At 69.7% G+C, this 17,435-nt stretch carries 16 protein-coding genes and 1 rRNA gene; all 17 read right to left on the bottom strand.

Annotated elements, in window-relative coordinates; all coding sequences use genetic code 11:
* Positions 1 to 100 precede the first annotated feature (100 nt).
* Positions 101 to 1,612, bottom strand: a complete 1,512-nt coding sequence (gene der, locus E3O46_RS17945; RefSeq protein ID WP_134450163.1) for a ribosome biogenesis GTPase Der — start codon at positions 1,610 to 1,612, stop codon at positions 101 to 103.
* Positions 1,605 to 2,297: a (d)CMP kinase gene (cmk, locus tag E3O46_RS17940; RefSeq protein WP_134450162.1), complete on the bottom strand. Its 693-nt coding sequence runs from the start codon at positions 2,295 to 2,297 to the stop codon at positions 1,605 to 1,607. The genes der and cmk overlap by 8 nt, the downstream gene beginning before the upstream one ends.
* 3 nt (positions 2,298 to 2,300) lie before the next feature.
* Positions 2,301 to 3,383: a prephenate dehydrogenase gene (locus tag E3O46_RS17935; RefSeq protein ID WP_241987463.1), complete on the bottom strand. Its 1,083-nt coding sequence runs from the start codon at positions 3,381 to 3,383 to the stop codon at positions 2,301 to 2,303.
* A gap of 32 nt (positions 3,384 to 3,415) precedes the next feature.
* Complete coding sequence (locus E3O46_RS17930) at positions 3,416 to 4,204, bottom strand: pseudouridine synthase (RefSeq protein WP_134450161.1); 789 nt, start codon at positions 4,202 to 4,204, stop codon at positions 3,416 to 3,418.
* Positions 4,201 to 4,848 (bottom strand): SMC-Scp complex subunit ScpB, encoded by a 648-nt coding sequence (scpB, locus tag E3O46_RS17925; protein WP_134562271.1) that lies wholly within the window; start codon positions 4,846 to 4,848, stop codon positions 4,201 to 4,203. Before scpB ends, E3O46_RS17930 begins: the two co-directional genes overlap by 4 nt.
* Positions 4,838 to 5,662 (bottom strand): segregation and condensation protein A, encoded by an 825-nt coding sequence (locus E3O46_RS17920; protein ID WP_134558558.1) that lies wholly within the window; start codon positions 5,660 to 5,662, stop codon positions 4,838 to 4,840. The genes scpB and E3O46_RS17920 overlap by 11 nt, the downstream gene beginning before the upstream one ends.
* Positions 5,646 to 6,533, bottom strand: coding sequence for a ParA family protein (locus tag E3O46_RS17915; protein WP_241975279.1), 888 nt, complete (start codon positions 6,531 to 6,533; stop codon positions 5,646 to 5,648). Before E3O46_RS17915 ends, E3O46_RS17920 begins: the two co-directional genes overlap by 17 nt.
* Before the next feature lie 136 nt (positions 6,534 to 6,669).
* The gene (gene xerD, locus E3O46_RS17910) at positions 6,670 to 7,575 is read right to left on the bottom strand and encodes a site-specific tyrosine recombinase XerD (RefSeq protein ID WP_134558559.1); all 906 of its coding nucleotides are present in this window, start codon (positions 7,573 to 7,575) and stop codon (positions 6,670 to 6,672) included.
* Positions 7,572 to 8,210, bottom strand: a complete 639-nt coding sequence (locus E3O46_RS17905; RefSeq protein WP_134558560.1) for an NUDIX domain-containing protein — start codon at positions 8,208 to 8,210, stop codon at positions 7,572 to 7,574. The genes xerD and E3O46_RS17905 overlap by 4 nt, the downstream gene beginning before the upstream one ends.
* 3 nt (positions 8,211 to 8,213) lie before the next feature.
* On the bottom strand, positions 8,214 to 9,956 hold the full coding sequence (locus E3O46_RS17900; protein WP_241975280.1) for a CTP synthase: 1,743 nt from the start codon (positions 9,954 to 9,956) through the stop codon (positions 8,214 to 8,216).
* Between the two features lie 14 nt (positions 9,957 to 9,970).
* Complete coding sequence (recN, locus tag E3O46_RS17895) at positions 9,971 to 11,683, bottom strand: DNA repair protein RecN (protein WP_134562269.1); 1,713 nt, start codon at positions 11,681 to 11,683, stop codon at positions 9,971 to 9,973.
* Between the two features lie 93 nt (positions 11,684 to 11,776).
* Entirely contained in the window at positions 11,777 to 12,697 is a 921-nt protein-coding gene (locus E3O46_RS17890; protein ID WP_134450153.1) for an NAD kinase, read from the bottom strand.
* A 4-nt stretch (positions 12,698 to 12,701) separates the two neighbouring features.
* Positions 12,702 to 13,502: a TlyA family RNA methyltransferase gene (locus tag E3O46_RS17885; RefSeq protein ID WP_134450266.1), complete on the bottom strand. Its 801-nt coding sequence runs from the start codon at positions 13,500 to 13,502 to the stop codon at positions 12,702 to 12,704.
* A gap of 58 nt (positions 13,503 to 13,560) precedes the next feature.
* Positions 13,561 to 13,695, bottom strand: a complete 135-nt coding sequence (locus E3O46_RS18895) for a hypothetical protein (protein ID WP_277612989.1) — start codon at positions 13,693 to 13,695, stop codon at positions 13,561 to 13,563.
* A gap of 64 nt (positions 13,696 to 13,759) precedes the next feature.
* Positions 13,760 to 14,773 (bottom strand): HAD-IIA family hydrolase, encoded by a 1,014-nt coding sequence (locus tag E3O46_RS17880; protein WP_420897760.1) that lies wholly within the window; start codon positions 14,771 to 14,773, stop codon positions 13,760 to 13,762.
* A complete protein-coding gene (locus tag E3O46_RS18810) occupies positions 14,766 to 16,946 on the bottom strand; it encodes a primosomal protein (protein ID WP_241987462.1) in 2,181 nt (726 codons plus the stop codon). Before E3O46_RS18810 ends, E3O46_RS17880 begins: the two co-directional genes overlap by 8 nt.
* A 157-nt stretch (positions 16,947 to 17,103) precedes the next feature.
* A 5S ribosomal RNA gene (gene rrf / locus E3O46_RS17870) occupies positions 17,104 to 17,220 on the bottom strand.
* Between the last annotated feature and the right edge of the window lie 215 nt (positions 17,221 to 17,435).

Here is a 17,435-nt window from a genome sequence, read left to right as displayed (position 1 = left end):
TGTCGACACGTCCACGCCGACAGGCGCTTAAACGACGGATGCGCCGCCTTCCCGCAGGGGGAAGGCGACGCATGCGTCAGGTCAAGCGTGGAACGACTGCTTAGCGCTTGCGCTTCTCGCGGACGCGCATGCTGATGTTGATCGGGCTGCCCTCGAAGCCGTAGACCTCGCGGAGGCGACGCTGGATGAAGCGACGGTAGCCCGGGTCGAGGAACCCGGTGGTGAAGATGACGAAGGTCGGCGGGCGGCTCGAGGCCTGGGTGCCGAACAGGATGCGCGGCTGCTTGCCGCTGCGCACGGGGTGCGGGTGCTCGGCGGCGAGTTCGGCGAGGAAGGCGTTGAACTTGCCGGTGGCGACGCGGGTGTCCCACGACTCGAGGGCGACCTCGAGGGCGGGGACGAGCTTCTCCATGTGGCGGCCGGTCTTCGCCGAGATGTTCACGCGGGGGGCCCAGGCCACGTGGGCGAGGTCGAGCTCGATCTCGCGCTCGAGGTATCGGCGACGGTCGTCGTCGATCTGGTCCCACTTGTTGAAGGCGAGCACGAGGGCGCGGCCCGATTCGAGGACGAGGTCGATGACGCGCACGTCCTGCTCGGAGATGACCTCGGTCACGTCGATGAGTACGACGGCGACCTCGGCCTTTTCGAGCGCGGCGCTCGTGCGGAGCGAGGCGTAGAAGTCGGCACCCTGGGAGAGGTGCACGCGACGGCGGATGCCGGCGGTGTCGACGAAGCGCCACACCTTGCCGCCGAGCTCGACCTGCTCGTCGACCGGGTCGCGGGTGGTGCCGGCGAGCTCGTTGACGACAACGCGCTCTTCGCCGACGACCTTGTTCAGGAGGCTGGACTTGCCGACGTTCGGGCGGCCGAGGATGGCGACGCGGCGGGGGCCGCCGACTTCCTGCTTGGCGACGGCGGAGATCTCGGGAAGCTTCTCGAGGATCGCGTCGAGCAGGTCGGCGACGCCGCGGCCGTGCAGGGCCGAGACGGGCCACGGCTGGCCGAGGCCGAGCGACCACAGGTTGGCCGATTCGGGCTCCTGGCGCACGTCGTCGACCTTGTTGGCGACGAGGAAGACCGGCTTGCCGGCCTTGCGGAGCAGGCGAACGACGGCTTCATCGGTCGAGGTCGGGCCCACGTTGGAGTCGACGACGAACATGACGACGTCGCACAGCTCGATGGCGAGCTCGGCCTGCATGGCGACGGAGGCGTCGATGCCCTTGGCGTCGGGCTCCCAGCCGCCGGTGTCGACGATGCTGAACTTGCGTTCGTGCCATTCGCCCTTGTAGGTGACGCGGTCGCGGGTGACGCCGGGGGTGTTCTCCACGACGGCCTCACGGCGGCCGAGGATGCGGTTGACGAGCGCCGACTTGCCCACGTTCGGGCGGCCGACGATGGCGATGACCGGCAGGGCCGGGAGGTAGGTGATTGCGTCGGGGTCGTCCGTCACCGAGTCGAGGACGTCGAAGTCCTCGTCGTCGAGGTCGTAGTCGTTGAGCCCGGTGCGGAGGGCGGCGGCGCGCTGTGTCGCCAGGTCGTCGTCGAGATCGTCCAGTCTCGCCCCGAGGTCGGGGTCGAGATCGGGAAGTGTTTCGTCGTATTCGTTAGTCATGCGAGGTCCTCGCGGTACGTGTGTTGATGACCTCGATGACCGCGCCAATGGTCTGTTCGAAGTCGAGATGGGTGGAGTCGACGGTGTTCACACCGTCTGCGGCGCTCATGAATTCGACGACCTGTGAGTCGGCGCGATCCCTCGATCGCAACTGATCTGCCACGGTTTGAGCCGATTGAGTCGATATTTCCGCAGAGCGCCTAGCCATTCTAGCTTGTTCGGATGCCGTGAGCAGGATCCGGACCTCCGCCTCCGGTGCGACGACGGTCGTGATGTCCCGTCCTTCGACCACGATTCCGGGCCGGTCGACGCCCGCTGCGATGCTGCGGAACAGCGCGGTGAGGTGGGCGCGCACGGCGGGGACGCGGGCGACGGCGCTCACGATCGCCGAGACGGCCGGCTCCCGGATGGCCTCGGTGACGTCGACCGCTCCGACGCTGACGGCCGGGTCGTCGGGGTCTGTGCCGATCGCATAGTCGAAGGAGGGCAGGGCGCCGATGACGGCATCCGTGTCAGCGGGGTCGATGGCGCGGTCGCGCACGAACCAGGCGAGGGCCCGGTAGGCGGCGCCGGTGTCGAGGTAGCCGTAGCCGAGGCGGCGGGCCACGGCGCGGCTGACGCTCGACTTGCCGCTTCCGGCGGGGCCGTCGATGGCGACGACGAGCGGATGCGTGGATTCAGTCATGTGCTAGCCGGCAATCCGCCAGCCGCGCGCGGCCAGCTCTTCGGTGAGGCGGGTGACGGCCTCTGGAAGCACGGAGATCTCGGCGAGGCCGAGTTCCGCACCGGGTGAGTGCTCGAGCCGGAGGTCTTCGACGTTGACACCGAGGGCGCCGATCTCGTTGAGGAGCCGCGCGATCTGGCCGGGTGTGTCGTCGACCATCACGGTCAGGGAGACGAAGCGGCGGTCGTGGCCGTGCTTGCCGGGCAGCCGGGAGACGCCGGCGTTGCCGCCGGCGAGTTCTTCGGCGACGCGGCGGCGGGCGCCGGGGGCCGCCGGGTCGGCGAGGGCGGTGATGAAGCGGTCGAGGTCGTCTCGGTATGCGGTGAGGATCTCGCGCACCGGGGCCGCGTTCGCGCCGAGGATCTGCACCCACAGTTCGGGGTCGCTCGCCGCGACACGGGTCACGTCGCGGAGGCCCTGGCCGGCGAGGTTGAGGGACGCGGCGGGGGCATCCGTGAGACGCCGGGCCATCAGGGTCGAGACGACCTGGGGCACGTGGGAGACGAGGGCGACGCCGCGGTCGTGGTCCTCGGGGCTCATCTCCACGAGGGTCGCACCGAGGTCGAGGATGAGGTCGTCGATCGCGGTGGCCTGCTGGTAGCTGATGCCGTCGTGGGCGGCGACGACCCAGGGCCGGCCGAGGAAGAGGTCGGCGCGTCCGGCGAGGGGTCCCCCGCGTTCGCGGCCGGCGAGGGGGTGCGAGCCGATGTAGCGGGAGATGTCGGCGCCGCGGGCGCGCAGTTCGGCGAGGGGCGCGAGCTTGACGCTCGCGACATCCGTCACGATGGCGTCGGGGAAGGACTCGAGTTCGCGGGCGACGATCTCGGCGGTCACGTCCGGCGGCACGCACACGACGATGAGCTGCGGCCGGTCGCCGGCCAGGGCCGCCCGGCCGGCGCCGTAATCGATCGCGATGCTGAGGTTCGTCGGCGAGGCGTCGGCGAGGATGACCTCGATGCCGCGCGCGCGGAGGCCGAGGCCGATGCTCGTGCCGAGCAGCCCGGTGCCGACGACGCGCACGGGCCCGATCAGGCGACTTTCGACCACGGGTGTCTCCTGACTTCGTGCGTGTTGTGCCTCTAGTATTCGGTGTCCGCCCGCGAAATCGTGAGCAGCTGACCGAGTTCAACCTTAGTCAAGTCGCGCAGGTCACCGGCCCGCAGGGTGCCGAGGTGCAGGGGCCCGAACTGGCGGCGGACGAGGTCGACGACGGGGTGGCCGACGGCCTCCATCATCCGGCGCACGATCCGGTTGCGCCCGGAGTGCAGGGTGAGCTCGACGAGGCTGAAGCCGTCGCCGGGAGGGCTCGTCAGGATCCGGGCCTTGTCGGCGTTGATCGGACCGTCGTCGAGTTCGATGCCGGTCTGCAGCAACTGGATGGTCTGCGCGGTGACGCGGCCCTCGACCTTGGCGATATAGGTCTTCATCACGCCGAAGGAGGGGTGCGCGAGGATGTGGGCGAGGTCGCCGTCGTTGGTCAGGATGAGCAGGCCGCTCGTCATGGCGTCGAGGCGGCCGACGTTGAAGAGGCGCTCCTCGAACTGCTCGGTGAATTCGCGCAGGTCGGGGCGACCGCTCTCGTCCTGCATCGAGGAGACGACGCCGACGGGCTTGTTGAGCATCACGTAGCGGCGGCTGGTGTCGAGCTGGATGGCGACGTTGTCGACCATGATCTGGTCGTGGTCCGGGTGGATGCGACGCCCGAGTTCGGTGACGACCTTGCCGTTCACGCGCACCCGGCCCGCGGCGATGAGGTCTTCGGAGACCCGGCGGGAGGCGACACCGGCCGAGGCCATCACCTTCTGCAGACGAACGCCGTCCGCGGCGGCTTCCGGGTTGGTGGGCGTGCCCTGGGGGTCGATCGTCATGGTGAATCCTCAAATCCATTTGCGCCGTCTGCGAGCAGGGGCGATAAGTAGGGCAACTCGTCGAGCGAGTTGATTCCCAGCTGTGTGAGCAGCAAGTCTGTGGTGCCGTAGTTGATCGCACCGGTCTCACTATCGGTGAAGACCTCGGTGATCAGGCCGCGCCCCACGAGGGTGCGTACGACCGAGTCCACGTTAACGGCCCTGATTGAGGCTACCGCCCCGCGGCTGATCGGTTGCTTGTATGCGATCACGGCGAGGGTCTCGAGGGCCGCCTGGGACAGTTTGCTCGGGTTCTGGGTGAGCACGAAGTCGGCGACGGCGGTGTCGTATTCCGGTCGCACGTAGATGCGCCAGCCGCCGGCGACCTCGCGCAGCTCGAAACCGCGGCGCACGGTGCCTGCCGTGCCGTCGAAGTCGGCGACGAGCCGGGCGATCGAGCGGCGCACGTCGCTCAGCGGCCTGCGGAGCGCGGTGCCGAGGTGCAGCAGGCTCTGCGGTTCGTCGGCGACCATCAGGATCGCCTCGAGAGAGCGGTCCAGGGCGGCGGCCTCGACGGCAAGTGCGCTGCCGGGTGCAGGAGCTGCGCCGGGCGTGCGGGTCGCGCCGGTTCCTGCACCGGGGCCGGCCAGGGTGTCAGTTGTCATAGTCCGCTCCGAGGTTCGCGAGGGTGTCGTCCGACCAGTCCTCGTCCGGGGACGCCGCGGCACTCCAGTGCAGGCTCAGGTCGCCGAGGGGTTCGAGCTGGTCGAAGGAGAGGAAGCCGCGCCGGTAGAGCTCGAGCACGGCGAGAAAACGCGCGATGATCACGCCGGTCAGTTCGACGTCGGCAATGAGTTCACGGAAGGTGAGCGTGTCGCCTGAGCGCAGCATCCCGACGAGCCAGGCCGCCTGCTCACGGATGCTGACCAGCGGCGCGTGCAGGTGGTCCAGCCCCACGGTGGGCACCTCACGCGGGGTGAGCGCCCGGGTGGCGAGGGCGGCGAAGTCGGCGAGGGAGAGCGTCCAGACGAGCTCAGGGGTCTGCTGCCGGAACTTGTCCTCGAGGCGCACGGAACGCACGTGCCGGCCGGACTCGACCTCGATCCGGCCGAGGAACCAGGCCGAGGCGGTCTTGAAGGCGCGGTACTGCAGGAGCCGGGCGAACAGCAGGTCCCTCGCCTCGAGCAAGGCGGCATCCTCGGCGTCGACGAGCTCGCCCTGCGGCAGGAGCCCTGCGACCTTGAGGTCGAGCAGGGTCGCGGCGACGACGAGGAATTCGCTCGCCTGGTCGAGTTCCTCGGCCTGGTCGAGCCCCTTGAGGTGGGCGATGAACTCGTCGGTGACGCGGCTGAGCGACACCTCGGTGATGTCGAGTTCGTGCTTGCCGATCAGGGAGAGCAGCAGGTCGAACGGGCCCTCGAAGTTGCCCAGGGCGACCGAGAATGTCCGCGAGGGGACGGTGTCAGGCGACAGCGCCACGCTGGATCAGTTCCCGCGCCGCCTGGCGGTAGGCCTTGGCGGCCGCGTGTTCCGGCGCGAACTCGGTGATCGGCACCCCGGCGACGCTCGCGTCTGGAAACTTCACCGTGCGGCCGATGACGGTTTCGAGCACGCTGTCGCCGAAGGCGTCGACGACGCGCTCGAGGACCTCGCGGGAGTGCAGCGTGCGCGAGTCGAACATGGTCGCGAGGATGCCGTCGAGTTCGATCGCGGGGTTGAGGCGGTCGCGCACCTTGTCGATGGTCTCGATCAGGAGGGCGACGCCGCGCAGGGCGAAGAATTCGCACTCGAGCGGGATGAGCACGCCGTGGCTCGCGGTCAGGGCGTTGACGGTGAGGATGCCGAGCGAGGGCTGGCAGTCGATCAGGATGACGTCGTAGTCGGCGGACACCTTGCGGAGCACCCGGGCGAGGATCTGCTCGCGGGCGACCTCGTTGACGAGGTGCACCTCCGCGGCGGAGAGGTCGATGTTCGCGGGCATGATGTCGAGGTTCTCGACAGCGGTCTTCTGGATGACCTCGGCCGGGGTGTACTTGTTGCCGAGCAGCAGGTCGTAGACGGTCGGCAGGTCGTGCGTGGGGATGCCGAGGCCCGCGGAGAGTGCGCCCTGGGGGTCGAAGTCGATGGCGAGCACGCGGCGGCCGTAACCGGCGAGTGCGGCACCCAGGTTGATGGTGGTCGTCGTCTTGCCGACGCCGCCCTTCTGGTTGCAGAGCGAGATGATGCGCGCGGGGCCGTGGCTTTTCAGCGCCGCGGGTTCGTCGAATTCGTGTTTCGGCCGTCCGGTCGCACCGACGACCACGTCCTCGAATCCGGGGAGTAGTGTCCGGTCAGCTTTTTCGCGCTTCACTCCGGTGTCCTCGTTCCGTCCTGCACCCATCACTCAGTCGAGTGTAGCGAGCCGATCGGCGCCCTTCCGCAAGGATCGCCGGGAAGCCGCGGTTCCGCATCCGCCTGATACCGCGGATGCCCCGGATTCAGCGGGCTCAGCGGGCGCGCGGGTGTGCCGTGGTGTACATGTCGCGGAGGGTGTCCGCCGTGACGAGGGTGTACAGCTGGGTCGTCGCGACGGAGGAGTGGCCGAGGAGTTCCTGCACGACGCGCACGTCGGCGCCGCCGGCGAGGAGGTGCGTCGCGAAGGAGTGCCGGAGCGTGTGCGGCGAGACGTGGCCCTCGAGGCCGGCGCGCTCGGCGGCGGCGCGGATCAGGAGCCAGGCGTTCTGGCGGCCGAGGCGCCGGCCGCGCAGCCCGAGGAAGAGCGCGGGGGTCGCAGGGCCGCGTGCAGAGAGCAGGGGCCTCCCCCGCACCAGGTAGGCCTCAACGGCCGCACGGGCGAAGCTGCCGACCGGAACCAGGCGTTGCTTGTCGCCCTTGCCGGTGAGCCGTACGACGTCGAGGTCGAGCACGTCGTCGACGTTGAGGTCGACGGCCTCGGAGATGCGCGCGCCGGTCGCGTAGAGCAATTCGAGGAGCGCCTTGTCGCGCAGCTGGTGAACGTCCTCGCCGTCGGTCGCCGCGAGCAGCAGGGCCACCTGCTCGATGCTGATGGCCTTCGGCAGCCGGGTCGCGAGCTTCGGCGGTTTCACGTCGTGGGCGACGTCCGCGTCGACGAGGGATTCCTCGAGCAGGAACCGGTGCAGCCCGCGCACGGTCGACAGCATCCGCGCGATCGACGCGGCCGTGAGCGGCGACTCGGATCGGGTCGCGAGGTGCCGCACGAACGCGGAGACGTGCAGCGCCGTGACCTGACCGGGTTCGGTGAGGCCCTCGGCCTCGAGCCAGCCGGCGTAGACCACGAGGTCGCGCCGATAGGCGGCGACGGTGTTCGCGCTGAGCCCGCGCTCGATCGCGACGTGCCGCAGGAACGCTTCGACCGCCGCCGCGACCGTCATCGGCCGGTGTGATTCCAATTGTTCGGGTGCCGCGGCCAGGGCAGGTCTGCGGCGCCGAGGGTGCTCCAGTTGCGTTCCTTCGCGGCGAACGCGGCGAGCACCGAGATCACGAGCGCGGGGTTCTGCACCCGGCGTGCGAGCACGGCGTCGAGGCAGTCGGCGAAGGGGACCCAGCGGATCTCCATGTCGGCTTCCTCTTCGGTGCGGTTGAAGACCTCGGGCGCGGCGGTGAGGCCGCGGGCCAGGTAGACGCGCAAGGCCTCGTTGCTGCCGCCCGGTGACGTGTAGAACTCGCTCAGAACGTGCCACTCGGCGGCGACGTAGTCGGTTTCCTCGCCCAGTTCGCGCTTGGCCGCCTCGACCGGATGCTCGTTGGCCTCGTCGAGGAGGCCGGCGGGCAGTTCCCACTCGCGCATGCCGACGGGGTGCCGGTACTGCTTGATCAGCAGCACCCGGTCGTCCTCGTCGAGGGCGAAGACGGCGACGGCACCGGTGTGGTCGACGTAGTCGCGCACGATGTCGGAGTCGCCGTAGCGGAAGGTGTCCTTGCGGATGTCCCAGACGTGGCCGGCGAAGACCACATCGGACTCGGAGACCGCCGCGGAGGCGACCTCGTCCTCGAGGAGCTCAGTCACGGCTCAGGCCTCGGCGCCGACGACCGCAGCGACGTCGACGGTCTCGTCGCCCGTGTCGTTGCCCTCGTTGACCTCGAACAGGCGGCTGGCCTGCTGGCGGTCGAGTGCGGCGCCGATCAGGCCGCGGAAGAGCGGATGCGCGTGGCTCGGGCGCGAGCGGAGCTCCGGGTGGGCCTGGGTCCCGACGTAGAACGGGTGCTCTGCACGCGGCAGCTCGACGTACTCGACCAGGTGGCCGTCGGGAGAGGTCCCGGAGAACCACATGCCGGCATCCGCGATCTGTTCGCGGAACGCGTTGTTGACCTCGTAGCGGTGACGGTGGCGTTCGGAAGCCGAGGGGGCCCCGTAGAGCTCGGCGACGAGGGAGCCCGCCGCGAGGTCGGCCGGGTAGAGGCCGAGGCGCATGGTGCCGCCGAGGTCGCCGCCGGCGATGATCTCGACCTGCTCTTCCATGGTCGCGATCACGGGGAACTCGGTGTCCGGGTCGAACTCGGAGGAGGACGCCCCGGTGAGGCCGGCCTTGTTGCGGGCGTATTCGATGACCATGCACTGCAGGCCGAGGCAGAGACCGAGCACCGGGATGCCGTTCTCGCGGGCGAAGCGGAGAGCCCCGAGCTTGCCCTCGATGCCGCGCACGCCGAAGCCGCCGGGAACGCAGATCCCGTCGAGGTCGCCGAGCAGGCGGGTGGCGCCTTCCTCGGTCTCGCACTCGTCTGAGGCGATCCAGCGGACGTGGACCTTGGTCTTGTGGGCGAAGCCGCCGGCGCGGAGGGCCTCGGTGACGGAGAGGTAGGCGTCGGGCAGGTCGATGTACTTGCCGACGAGGCCGATCGTGACCTCGTGCTTGGGTTCGCGCACGGCGTCGAGCACCTTCTGCCAGCCGGTCCAGTCGACGCTCGTGACGGGCAGGCCGAGGTGGTCGGTGATGTATTTGTCGAGGCCCTGCTCGTGCAGCACGGCGGGGATCTCGTAGATGCTGGGCACGTCGACGCAGTTGACCACGGCGTCTTCGTCGACGTCGCACATCAGCGCGATCTTCCGCTTGTTGGCGTCGGAGACGGGACGGTCGCTGCGCAGCACGAGCGCGTCGGGCTGGATACCGATCGAGCGGAGCGCGGCGACGGAGTGCTGGGTGGGCTTGGTCTTCTGCTCGCCGGCCGCGCCGAGGAAGGGCACGAGGGAGACGTGCACGAAGAACACGTTCTGGCGGCCGAGCTCGTGGCGCACCTGGCGGGCGGCCTCGAGGAACGGCTGCGACTCGATGTCGCCGACGGTGCCGCCGATCTCGGAGATGATCACGTCGGGGCGCAGCGCGTCGTCGGCCTGGAGGCGCATCCGGCGCTTGATCTCGTCGGTGATGTGCGGGATGACCTGCACGGTGTCGCCGAGGTACTCGCCGCGGCGTTCCTTCGCGATCACCTGCGAATAGACCTGGCCGGTGGTGACGTTCGCGGCCTGGTTGAGGTTGATGTCGAGGAACCGCTCGTAGTGACCGATGTCGAGGTCGGTCTCCGCGCCGTCGTCCGTGACGAAGACCTCGCCGTGCTGGAACGGGTTCATCGTTCCCGGGTCCACGTTGAGGTAGGGGTCGAGCTTCTGCATGACCACGCGTAAGCCGCTGGCCGTCAGGAGATTGCCGAGGCTTGCCGCCGTCAGGCCCTTGCCTAATGAAGAAACGACACCACCAGTCACAAAGATGTGCTTGGTCGTGCCGTCTGAATTGTCCGCGTTTCTATTTTCCACCACGGGCTTCGACTCTATCATCGGATCTTCGTGGATCCGCCAGCACTCGCGAGGTTCATCAGTTCGCGGGCGTGTTCGAGGCCGCTCACGGAGTCGGGCAGGCCGGACAACAGCCGGGCCATTTCGGCGGCGCGATCGTCGCCGGTCAGCTGGCGAACACTCGACTCTGTGACGGAACCGTCGCTGTCCTTGACGACGCTCAGGTGGTTGCCCGCGAAGGCCGCGACCTGGGCGAGATGGGTCACCACGATGACCTGGGCGGTTTCGGCAAGCCGGGCGAGCCTTCTGCCGATCTCGATCGCGGCCGCGCCGCCGACGCCGGCGTCGACCTCGTCGAAGACGAAGGTCGGAACCGGGTCTGTCGCGTTGATCACGACTTCGATGGCGAGCATCACCCGGGACAGTTCGCCGCCGGACGCGCCGCGGGCGAGGGTGCGCGGTTCGGCTCCCGCGTGCGGGCGCAGGAGGATGCCGACCTGGTCGCGGCCGTGCGCGGTGAGCTCTCCTCCGCTGTCGACCTCGACGACGAGGGCGGCGTCGGGCATCGCGAGGGCACTGAGCTCGGCCGTGACGGCGGTGCCGAGGGCTGCGGCCGCCGTGGTGCGGATGCCGGTGAGCCGGTCCGCGAGAGCCTCGACGACGAGCAGCTCGGCTTCGGTGTCGACGCGGAGCTGCTCGATCCGGTCGGTGTCCCCGTCGAGTTCGAGCAGGCGGGCGCTGCCGGTGTCGAGGAAGGCGATCGCCTCGTCGAGGCCGCCGGCGTACTTGCGGGCCAGGCCGGTCAGCACGGCCCGTCGCTCCTGCACGATCTCGAGCTCGCGGGCGCCGTCGGCGTCGAGGCCGGCGAGGTAGCTCGAGAGCTGCGCGGCGACATCCGCCACGAGGAAGCCGGCATTGGCGAGGCTCTGGGCGAGCTCGGACAGGGCAGGGTCGTGGTCGCCGGCGCGTTCGAGTTGCCGGCGCGCGGCGTCGAGCAGGGTGACGGCATCCGGAAGCCCGTCGGGGTTCTCTTCCGCGGAGAGGAGTTCACGGGACTGGGCGGCGGCGAGCCGGAGCTCCTCGAGGTTGCCGAGCCGTTCGGCGCGGGCGGCGAGGTCGTCGTCTTCGGCCGCCTGCGGGGCGATCGCCTCGATCTCGTCGATGGCGGCGCGGAGGTCGGCGGCCTCGCTCGTGCGCTCGTCCTGTTCGGTGACAAGGCGGGCGAGTTCGGCGCGGTCGTCCTGCCAGCGGTGGTAGTGGGTCTCGAAGTCGGTGAGCACCGGGCCGAGTTCGGGGCCGGCGAAGCGGTCGAGGGCGGCGCGCTGGGCGCCGGCGGAGCGGAGTCGGACCTGGTCGGACTGCCCGTGCACGACGACGAGGTCGCCGCCGAGGTCGCCGAGCACGCTCGCGGGGGCGCTGCGGCCGCCGACGATGGCGCGGCTGCGGCCCTCGGCCGAAACCGAACGGCTGAGGATGAGGTCCGGGCCGTCGAGGTCTCCCCCGGCGTCGCGCACGCGGCCGGCGACGGTGCCGTCGGCGTCGACCTGCCAGCGGCCCTCGACCCAGGTCTGCTGCGCGCCGTGGCGCACGAGGCCGGGGTCTGCGCGGGCGCCGAGCAGCAGGCCGAGCGCGGTGACGACCATGGTCTTGCCCGCGCCGGTCTCGCCCGTGACGGCGGTGAAACCGGGGCCGAGCGGGAGGGTGGCTTCCTTGATCACGCCGAGGTCGCGGATGACGAGTTCTTCGATCACGAGCGGGCCTCCCCCGCGACGGGCCTGGTCACGCGCGGCTCACTCGCGCGAGGCGCGCAGGGCTCATCCACGCGGGGCTCACTCACGCGGCGCTCACTCACGTCCGACCGGTCCGCGCCAGCCCGTGACGGGCAGGTTGAACTTGTTCACCAGGCGGTCGGTGAACGGGCCGGAGTGCAGGCGGGCGAGGCGCACCGGCACCGGGGAGCGGCGCACGATCACGCGGGATCCGGCGGGCAGGTCGTGCACCCGGCGGCCGTCGGCGCAGAGCACCGCGGCTCCGCCGTAGTGCGCGAGCACCTCGACGGCGAGCGACGAGTCCGGCCCGACGACGAGCGGGCGGGAGAAGAGCGCGTGGGCGCTGAGCGGGACGAGCAGGAGCGCGTCGAGGCTCGGCCAGACGATCGGGCCGCCCGCCGAGAAGGCGTACGCGGTCGATCCGGTCGGGGTGGACATCACGATGCCGTCGCAGCCGAAGGAGGAGAGCGGCCGGCCGTCGACCTCGACGACGACTTCGAGCATCCGCTCACGGCTCGCCTTTTCGACCGTCGCCTCGTTGAGGGCCCAGGTTTCGTAGATGACCTCGTCGCCGAGTTTGACCCGCACGGCGAGGGCCATGCGCTCTTCGACGAGGTAGTCGCGGAGGAGGGCGCGGCGCACGGCTTCGCCGAGGTCGTCGCGTTCGCTCTCGGCGAGGAAGCCGACGTGACCGAGGTTGATGCCGAGCAGGGGCGCCGAGCAGCCGCGCACGACCTCGGCGGCGCGCAGGATGGTGCCGTCGCCGCCGAGGACGATGACGAGCTCGAGCTCGGTCGCCTGCACGGTTTCGCCGAGGATGGCGAGACGGCCGTCGAGCTCGGGGCAGGCGGCGAGGATGTCCGTGAGTTCGGTCGGCGCGAGCACGGGGGTCGCGTCAGAGGCGAGGAGCTGCTGGCAGACGGTCACAGCAGCCCGGAGCGAGTCCGTGCGCCCGGTGTGCGCGACGACAAGGATGTGCCGGGGTGATGCAGTCATCTCGTCACGCTCCCACCAGTGCCGTTGTGCGGTCGATCCATTCTGTCGGATTGCTGCCCACCCGCGCGCTCATCCAGCACAGATACTCCCGATTGCCCGCGGCGCCGACGATCGGGGATGCGATCAGGCCGTTTGTGCGGAGGCCGAGGTCCCAGCCCGCCCAGAGCACGCCGGCGATCGCGTCGGCGCGCAGGGCCGGCCGGTGCACGACGCCCTCGCGGATGCTCTCCTTGCCGACCTCGAACTGCGGCTTGATCAGCAGCACGAAATCGGCGCCCTCCGCTGCCGTCGCCACGAGGGCAGGCAGCACGGTCGGGAGTGAGATGAACGACAGGTCGCCGACGACGAGGTCGGGGCGGGTGTCGACACCGGATGCCGCGGCGAGCGTTTCCGGCGTCGCGTAGCGCAGGTTGAACCCCTCGACGGCCGCGAGGCGCGGTTCGAGGGCGAGTTCGGGGGCGAGCTGGCCGTGGCCGACGTCGACGGCGAGCACCTGTGCGGCGCCGCGTTCGAGGAGCACCTGGCTGAAGCCGCCCGTCGAGGCGCCCGCGTCGAGCACGGTCCGGCCCGCGACGGGGATGTCGAACGCATCGAGCGCCGCGATGAGTTTGTGGGCGCCGCGGCTGACGTAGTGGTCGGTCGGGGCAACGACGAGCACCTGGTCGGCGCGCACCTTGGTGGACGCCTTGACGACGGGCTGGCCGTCGACCGTCACGAGGCCTCCGGCGATCACCTGCGCCGCTACCGTGCGCGAACGCACGAGCCCGCGGTCGGCGAGGGCCGTGTCGAGGCGCTGGTCGGGCATCCGCTCAGGAACAAGCTCAGCCTCGGACCCGGAGTCCGCCCCGGCATCCGCGTTCGCCTCAGGGCCGGGGTGCACTGTCGCCGCCCTCGAGGTGCGTGCGCAGCTCGTCGTGCAACTGCGCGTATGCCGCCGCGCGGTCTTCGAGGGGCAGGTCGCCGATGTCTCCGAGCCGGGACAGGAGTTCGTCCGCCATGGTCACATTTTCGGGGCTGACGCCCGGGGGGATGTCCGCTGGGTTCTGCTGCACCCTCTCCACGTTACCGTCTGAGATACAGTCGCTCCGGAACATTCAGCCCATAGACGGGCCGGCCGGACGCCCAGATCACGGCGCACGCGGCGCGGAGCAGGTTAATCCCGCCGTCGCCCTCCGCGACGATCTCGACGTCGGCACCAGTGATGCGCACGCTCGCGCCTGCGACGGTCGCAGTGACGCGGTCCTTGGAAAACACGGTCTCCGGGTAGGGCTCGTGGAGCTGGCGCAGGTCGTCGAGGATGAAGCGGGGGCGCTCCTTCTCTGCGGCGGCGAGGGCCTGCTTGGCCTTGTCGATGCCGGTCAGCACGAGCACCGCGGGAATGCCCGCCCGGTTTGCGCCGAGGATGTCGGTGTCGAGCCGGTCGCCGATGAAGAGCGCGTGCTTCGCCTGGAAGCGGGTCATGGCTTCGTCGAAGATCGCGACCTCCGGCTTGCCTGCCACGATCGGGAGACGGCCGACGGCGCTGTGCACGGCGGCGACGAGAGTGCCGTTGCCGGGCGCGATGCCGCGGGCGACGGGGATCGTCCAGTCGGTGTTCGTCGCGACCCAAGGGATCTCGATGCCGTCTTCGTTCGGGTGCAGGGCGAAAGCCGCCTCGGCGAGGTCCTTCCAGCCGAGTTCGGGCGTGAAGCCCTGGATCACGGCTGCGGGGTGGTCGTCGGCGGAGCGGGTGATCTCGAATCCACCCTTCTCGACCTCCTTCACAAGGCCGGCTCCCCCGATGACGAGGATGCGCGCGCCGGCGGGCACCTCCTGGGCGAGCAGCCGGACGGCGGCCTGCGGCGAGGTGACGATGTCCTCGGCGCGGGCGTGCAGCCCGAGCTCGGTGAGGTGGTCGGCGACGGTCTGGTCGGTGCGGGAGGCGTTGTTGGTGAGGTAGCCGACCCGCACGGTCTCCGCGGCCTTGTTCAGGCTCTCGATCGCGAACGGGATCGCGTGCGGTCCCTGGTACACGACTCCGTCGAGGTCAGCGAGCACCACGTCGACGCCGGTGAGCGGCGTCGTCGTTTCACTCATGCGTCGGCGCCTGAGCATCGGACTCCTCGTCGGTTCCCGTCGCCGGGTCCCCTTCGGAGTCCGGCAGCACCACGTCGATGGTCTCGTCGGCGACGTCGATCTCGTCGATCTCATCGAGCTCTTCGACCTCGTCGATTTCGGCGGCGGGCTCGTCGGTTTCGGGCTCGTCACCGTCTTCGTCGTCGTCGTCGCTCGCATCGTCGACGTCGAAGTACTCGTCGTCGGTGTCCTCTTCGTCGATCTCGAGAATCTCGATGGTCTCGTCGATGTCAGCGGCGGATGCCTGGGCGGCATCCGCGCGGTCGGCGCGCTCATTCCACTGCGCGGCCTCGTCGGTGCGGCCGAGTTCCTCGAGCACCTCGGCGTAGGCGGAGAACAGCTCGGCACTGTAGGAGAACGCGGTCTTCGGGTCGAGCTGCGGGATGTCGAGCTCGGCCAGGGCGGCCTCGGTCTCCCCGAGGTCGAGACGGGCACCGGACATCGCGATCGCCAGGGCGACCTGGACGCCGGCGGGCAGGGTGGAGCGGTCGACGGAACGGCCGAGCTCGAGGGCGCGGTCCGGGCGACCGACGCCGCGTTCGCTGTCGACCATGAGCGGCAGCTGCGAGTTGGACCCGGAGATGCGGCGGTAGGTGCGCAGTTCGCGCAGAGCAAGGGCGAAGTCGCCCGTGGCGTACGCGGTGATCGCGAGGCTCTCCCGCACGACCGCGATGCGGCCGGCACGGCGGGCGGCGCTCATCACGTGACGGTGGGCGAGCTCGGGGTCTTCGTCGATGACCCGGGCGGCCATGGCGAGGTGGGCGCCGACGGCCTCGGCGTTGTCCTTGGTCAGGGTCTTGAGTTCATTCCGTGCGATCCGGTCGAGGTCGGCAGACGAGATGTCGTCGGGGAGCTCGGGGTCGTCGTGGCGCGGGCGCACCGAACGCAGCTCGCGCTGCATCCGCTGCTCTTCGGTCATTTCCTCTTCGACGGCGCGGGCATCGCGGTCGCCGCGGGCGGGGGCGCCGTCGCGGGTCCAGAGCTTCTTGCCGGCGTCGCCGCGCGGTGCTCCGGCGCGGGTGGCCGAACCGCCGCGCTGGGTCGCGTTCGCCCAGGGCTTGCGGTCGCCGCCCGACTGCGGACGCTCGGTGCGCGGTGCGTCCTTCGACCACGGCTTGCGCTCGCCGGTCTGGGGACGATCGGAGTTGCCGCGGTACGCGGGACGTTCGCCGTCGCGCTGCGGGCGGTCGGTGCGGGGCGCGTCTTTCGACCAGGGCTTGCGCTCGGCGCCGCCCTGCGGACGGTCGGAGTTGCCACGGTACGGGGCGCGCTCGCCCGACTGCGGACGATCGGAGTTGCCGCGGTACGGAGGACGCTCACCATCACGCTGCGGGCGCTCAGTGTTGCCGCGGTAGGGCGCGCGCTCACCGGACTGCGGACGCTCGGAGTTGCCACGGTACGGAGCACGGTCGCCCTGGGGGCGCTCGGAATTACCGCGGTACGGGGCACGCTCGCCCGACTGCGGACGCTCGGAATTACCGCGGTACGGAGGACGCTCACCATCACGCTGCGGGCGCTCAGTGTTGCCGCGGTAGGGCGCGCGCTCACCGGACTGCGGACGATCGGAGTTGCCACGGTACGGAGCACGGTCGCCCTGGGGACGGTCGGAGTTCCCGCGGTAGGGGGGACGCTCACCATCACGCTGCGGACGATCGGAATTGCCACGGTAAGGGGCACGCTCGCCACTCTGCGGACGCTCGTTGTTGCCGCGGTACGGAGGACGATCGCCGTCGCGCTGCGGACGGTCGCTGTTTGCACGGTACTGGGGACGATCGCCCTGGGGGCGCTCGCTGTTCCCGCGGTACGGGGCACGCTCGCCGCTCTGCGGGCGGTCGGTGTTGCCGCGATAGGCGGGACGGTCGCCGTACTGGGGGCGGTCGCCCTGGGGACGGTCATTGTTTCCGCGGTACGGTGCACGTTCGCCACCCTGCGAACGGTCGTTGGTGCCACGGTAAGGGGGACGTTCGCCGTCACGCTGGGGACGGTCGGAGTTGCCCTTATAGGGAGGACGCTCACCGTCGCGCTGAGGGCGATCGGAGCGGCCCTGATAGCCGCCGGAGCCGTTGTTGCCGCGAGCCCCGGGCGGGCGTCCGCCGTCGCGTGCGTCATTACCGTTAGTTCCTGAAGGGCTCACTGTGTCTCCTGTGTAATTGGTTGCCTCGAAGGCAGACTCGTCAAGCCTACGGCTTAACGCAAAATGGCCACCCGTTAGGTGGCCATTTTGTGTATTTCTGGTGTTGNGGCCACCCGTTAGGTGGCCATTTTGTGTTTTTCTGGTGTTGCTAAGTTAAGTCCGGCGGTGTCCTACTCTCCCACAGGGTCCCCCCTGCAGTACCATCGGCGCTGAGAGTCTTAGCTTCCGGGTTCGGAATGTGACCGGGCGTTTCCCTCTCGCTATAGCCGCCGAAACATCTTTCGATGGATCGATTCTATATTTTTCAGTTATAGACCCCTCCTGGAAGGGGTTTGTTCTCGACCGTACGTCGAGAACCACATAGTGGACGCTTGCAGCTTATTCAAACTGGTGTGTTATCAAATTATTGGCTTATTAGTACCGGTCAGCTCCAAGGGTCTTTAGTCCCCTCTTCCACATCCGGCCTATCAACGCAGTAGTCTAGCTGCG

Origin of the sequence: Cryobacterium glucosi (genome assembly GCF_004402235.1) — a bacterium.
Classification (GTDB): domain Bacteria; phylum Actinomycetota; class Actinomycetes; order Actinomycetales; family Microbacteriaceae; genus Cryobacterium; species Cryobacterium glucosi.
Note: the sequence above shows the minus strand (reverse complement) of the source record. Positions and strands in the feature narration are given on the sequence as shown.

Bases quoted from the DNA above. Each gene is read 5' to 3' on its own strand.
- E3O46_RS18895 (WP_277612989.1), bottom strand. From the start codon at position 13,695: ATGGCGGACGAACTCCTGTCCCGGCTCGGAGACATCGGCGACCTGCCC.
- E3O46_RS17885 (WP_134450266.1), bottom strand. From the start codon at position 13,502: ATGCCCGACCAGCGCCTCGACACGGCCCTCGCCGACCGCGGGCTCGTG.
- E3O46_RS17880 (WP_420897760.1), bottom strand. From the start codon at position 14,773: ATGAGTGAAACGACGACGCCGCTCACCGGCGTCGACGTGGTGCTCGCT.
- E3O46_RS17930 (WP_134450161.1), bottom strand. From the start codon at position 4,204: ATGACGATCGACCCCCAGGGCACGCCCACCAACCCGGAAGCCGCCGCG.
- der (WP_134450163.1), bottom strand. From the start codon at position 1,612: ATGACTAACGAATACGACGAAACACTTCCCGATCTCGACCCCGACCTC.
- scpB (WP_134562271.1), bottom strand. From the start codon at position 4,848: ATGACAACTGACACCCTGGCCGGCCCCGGTGCAGGAACCGGCGCGACC.
- cmk (WP_134450162.1), bottom strand. From the start codon at position 2,297: ATGACTGAATCCACGCATCCGCTCGTCGTCGCCATCGACGGCCCCGCC.
- E3O46_RS17890 (WP_134450153.1), bottom strand. From the start codon at position 12,697: ATGACTGCATCACCCCGGCACATCCTTGTCGTCGCGCACACCGGGCGC.
- xerD (WP_134558559.1), bottom strand. From the start codon at position 7,575: ATGACGGTCGCGGCGGCGGTCGAAGCGTTCCTGCGGCACGTCGCGATC.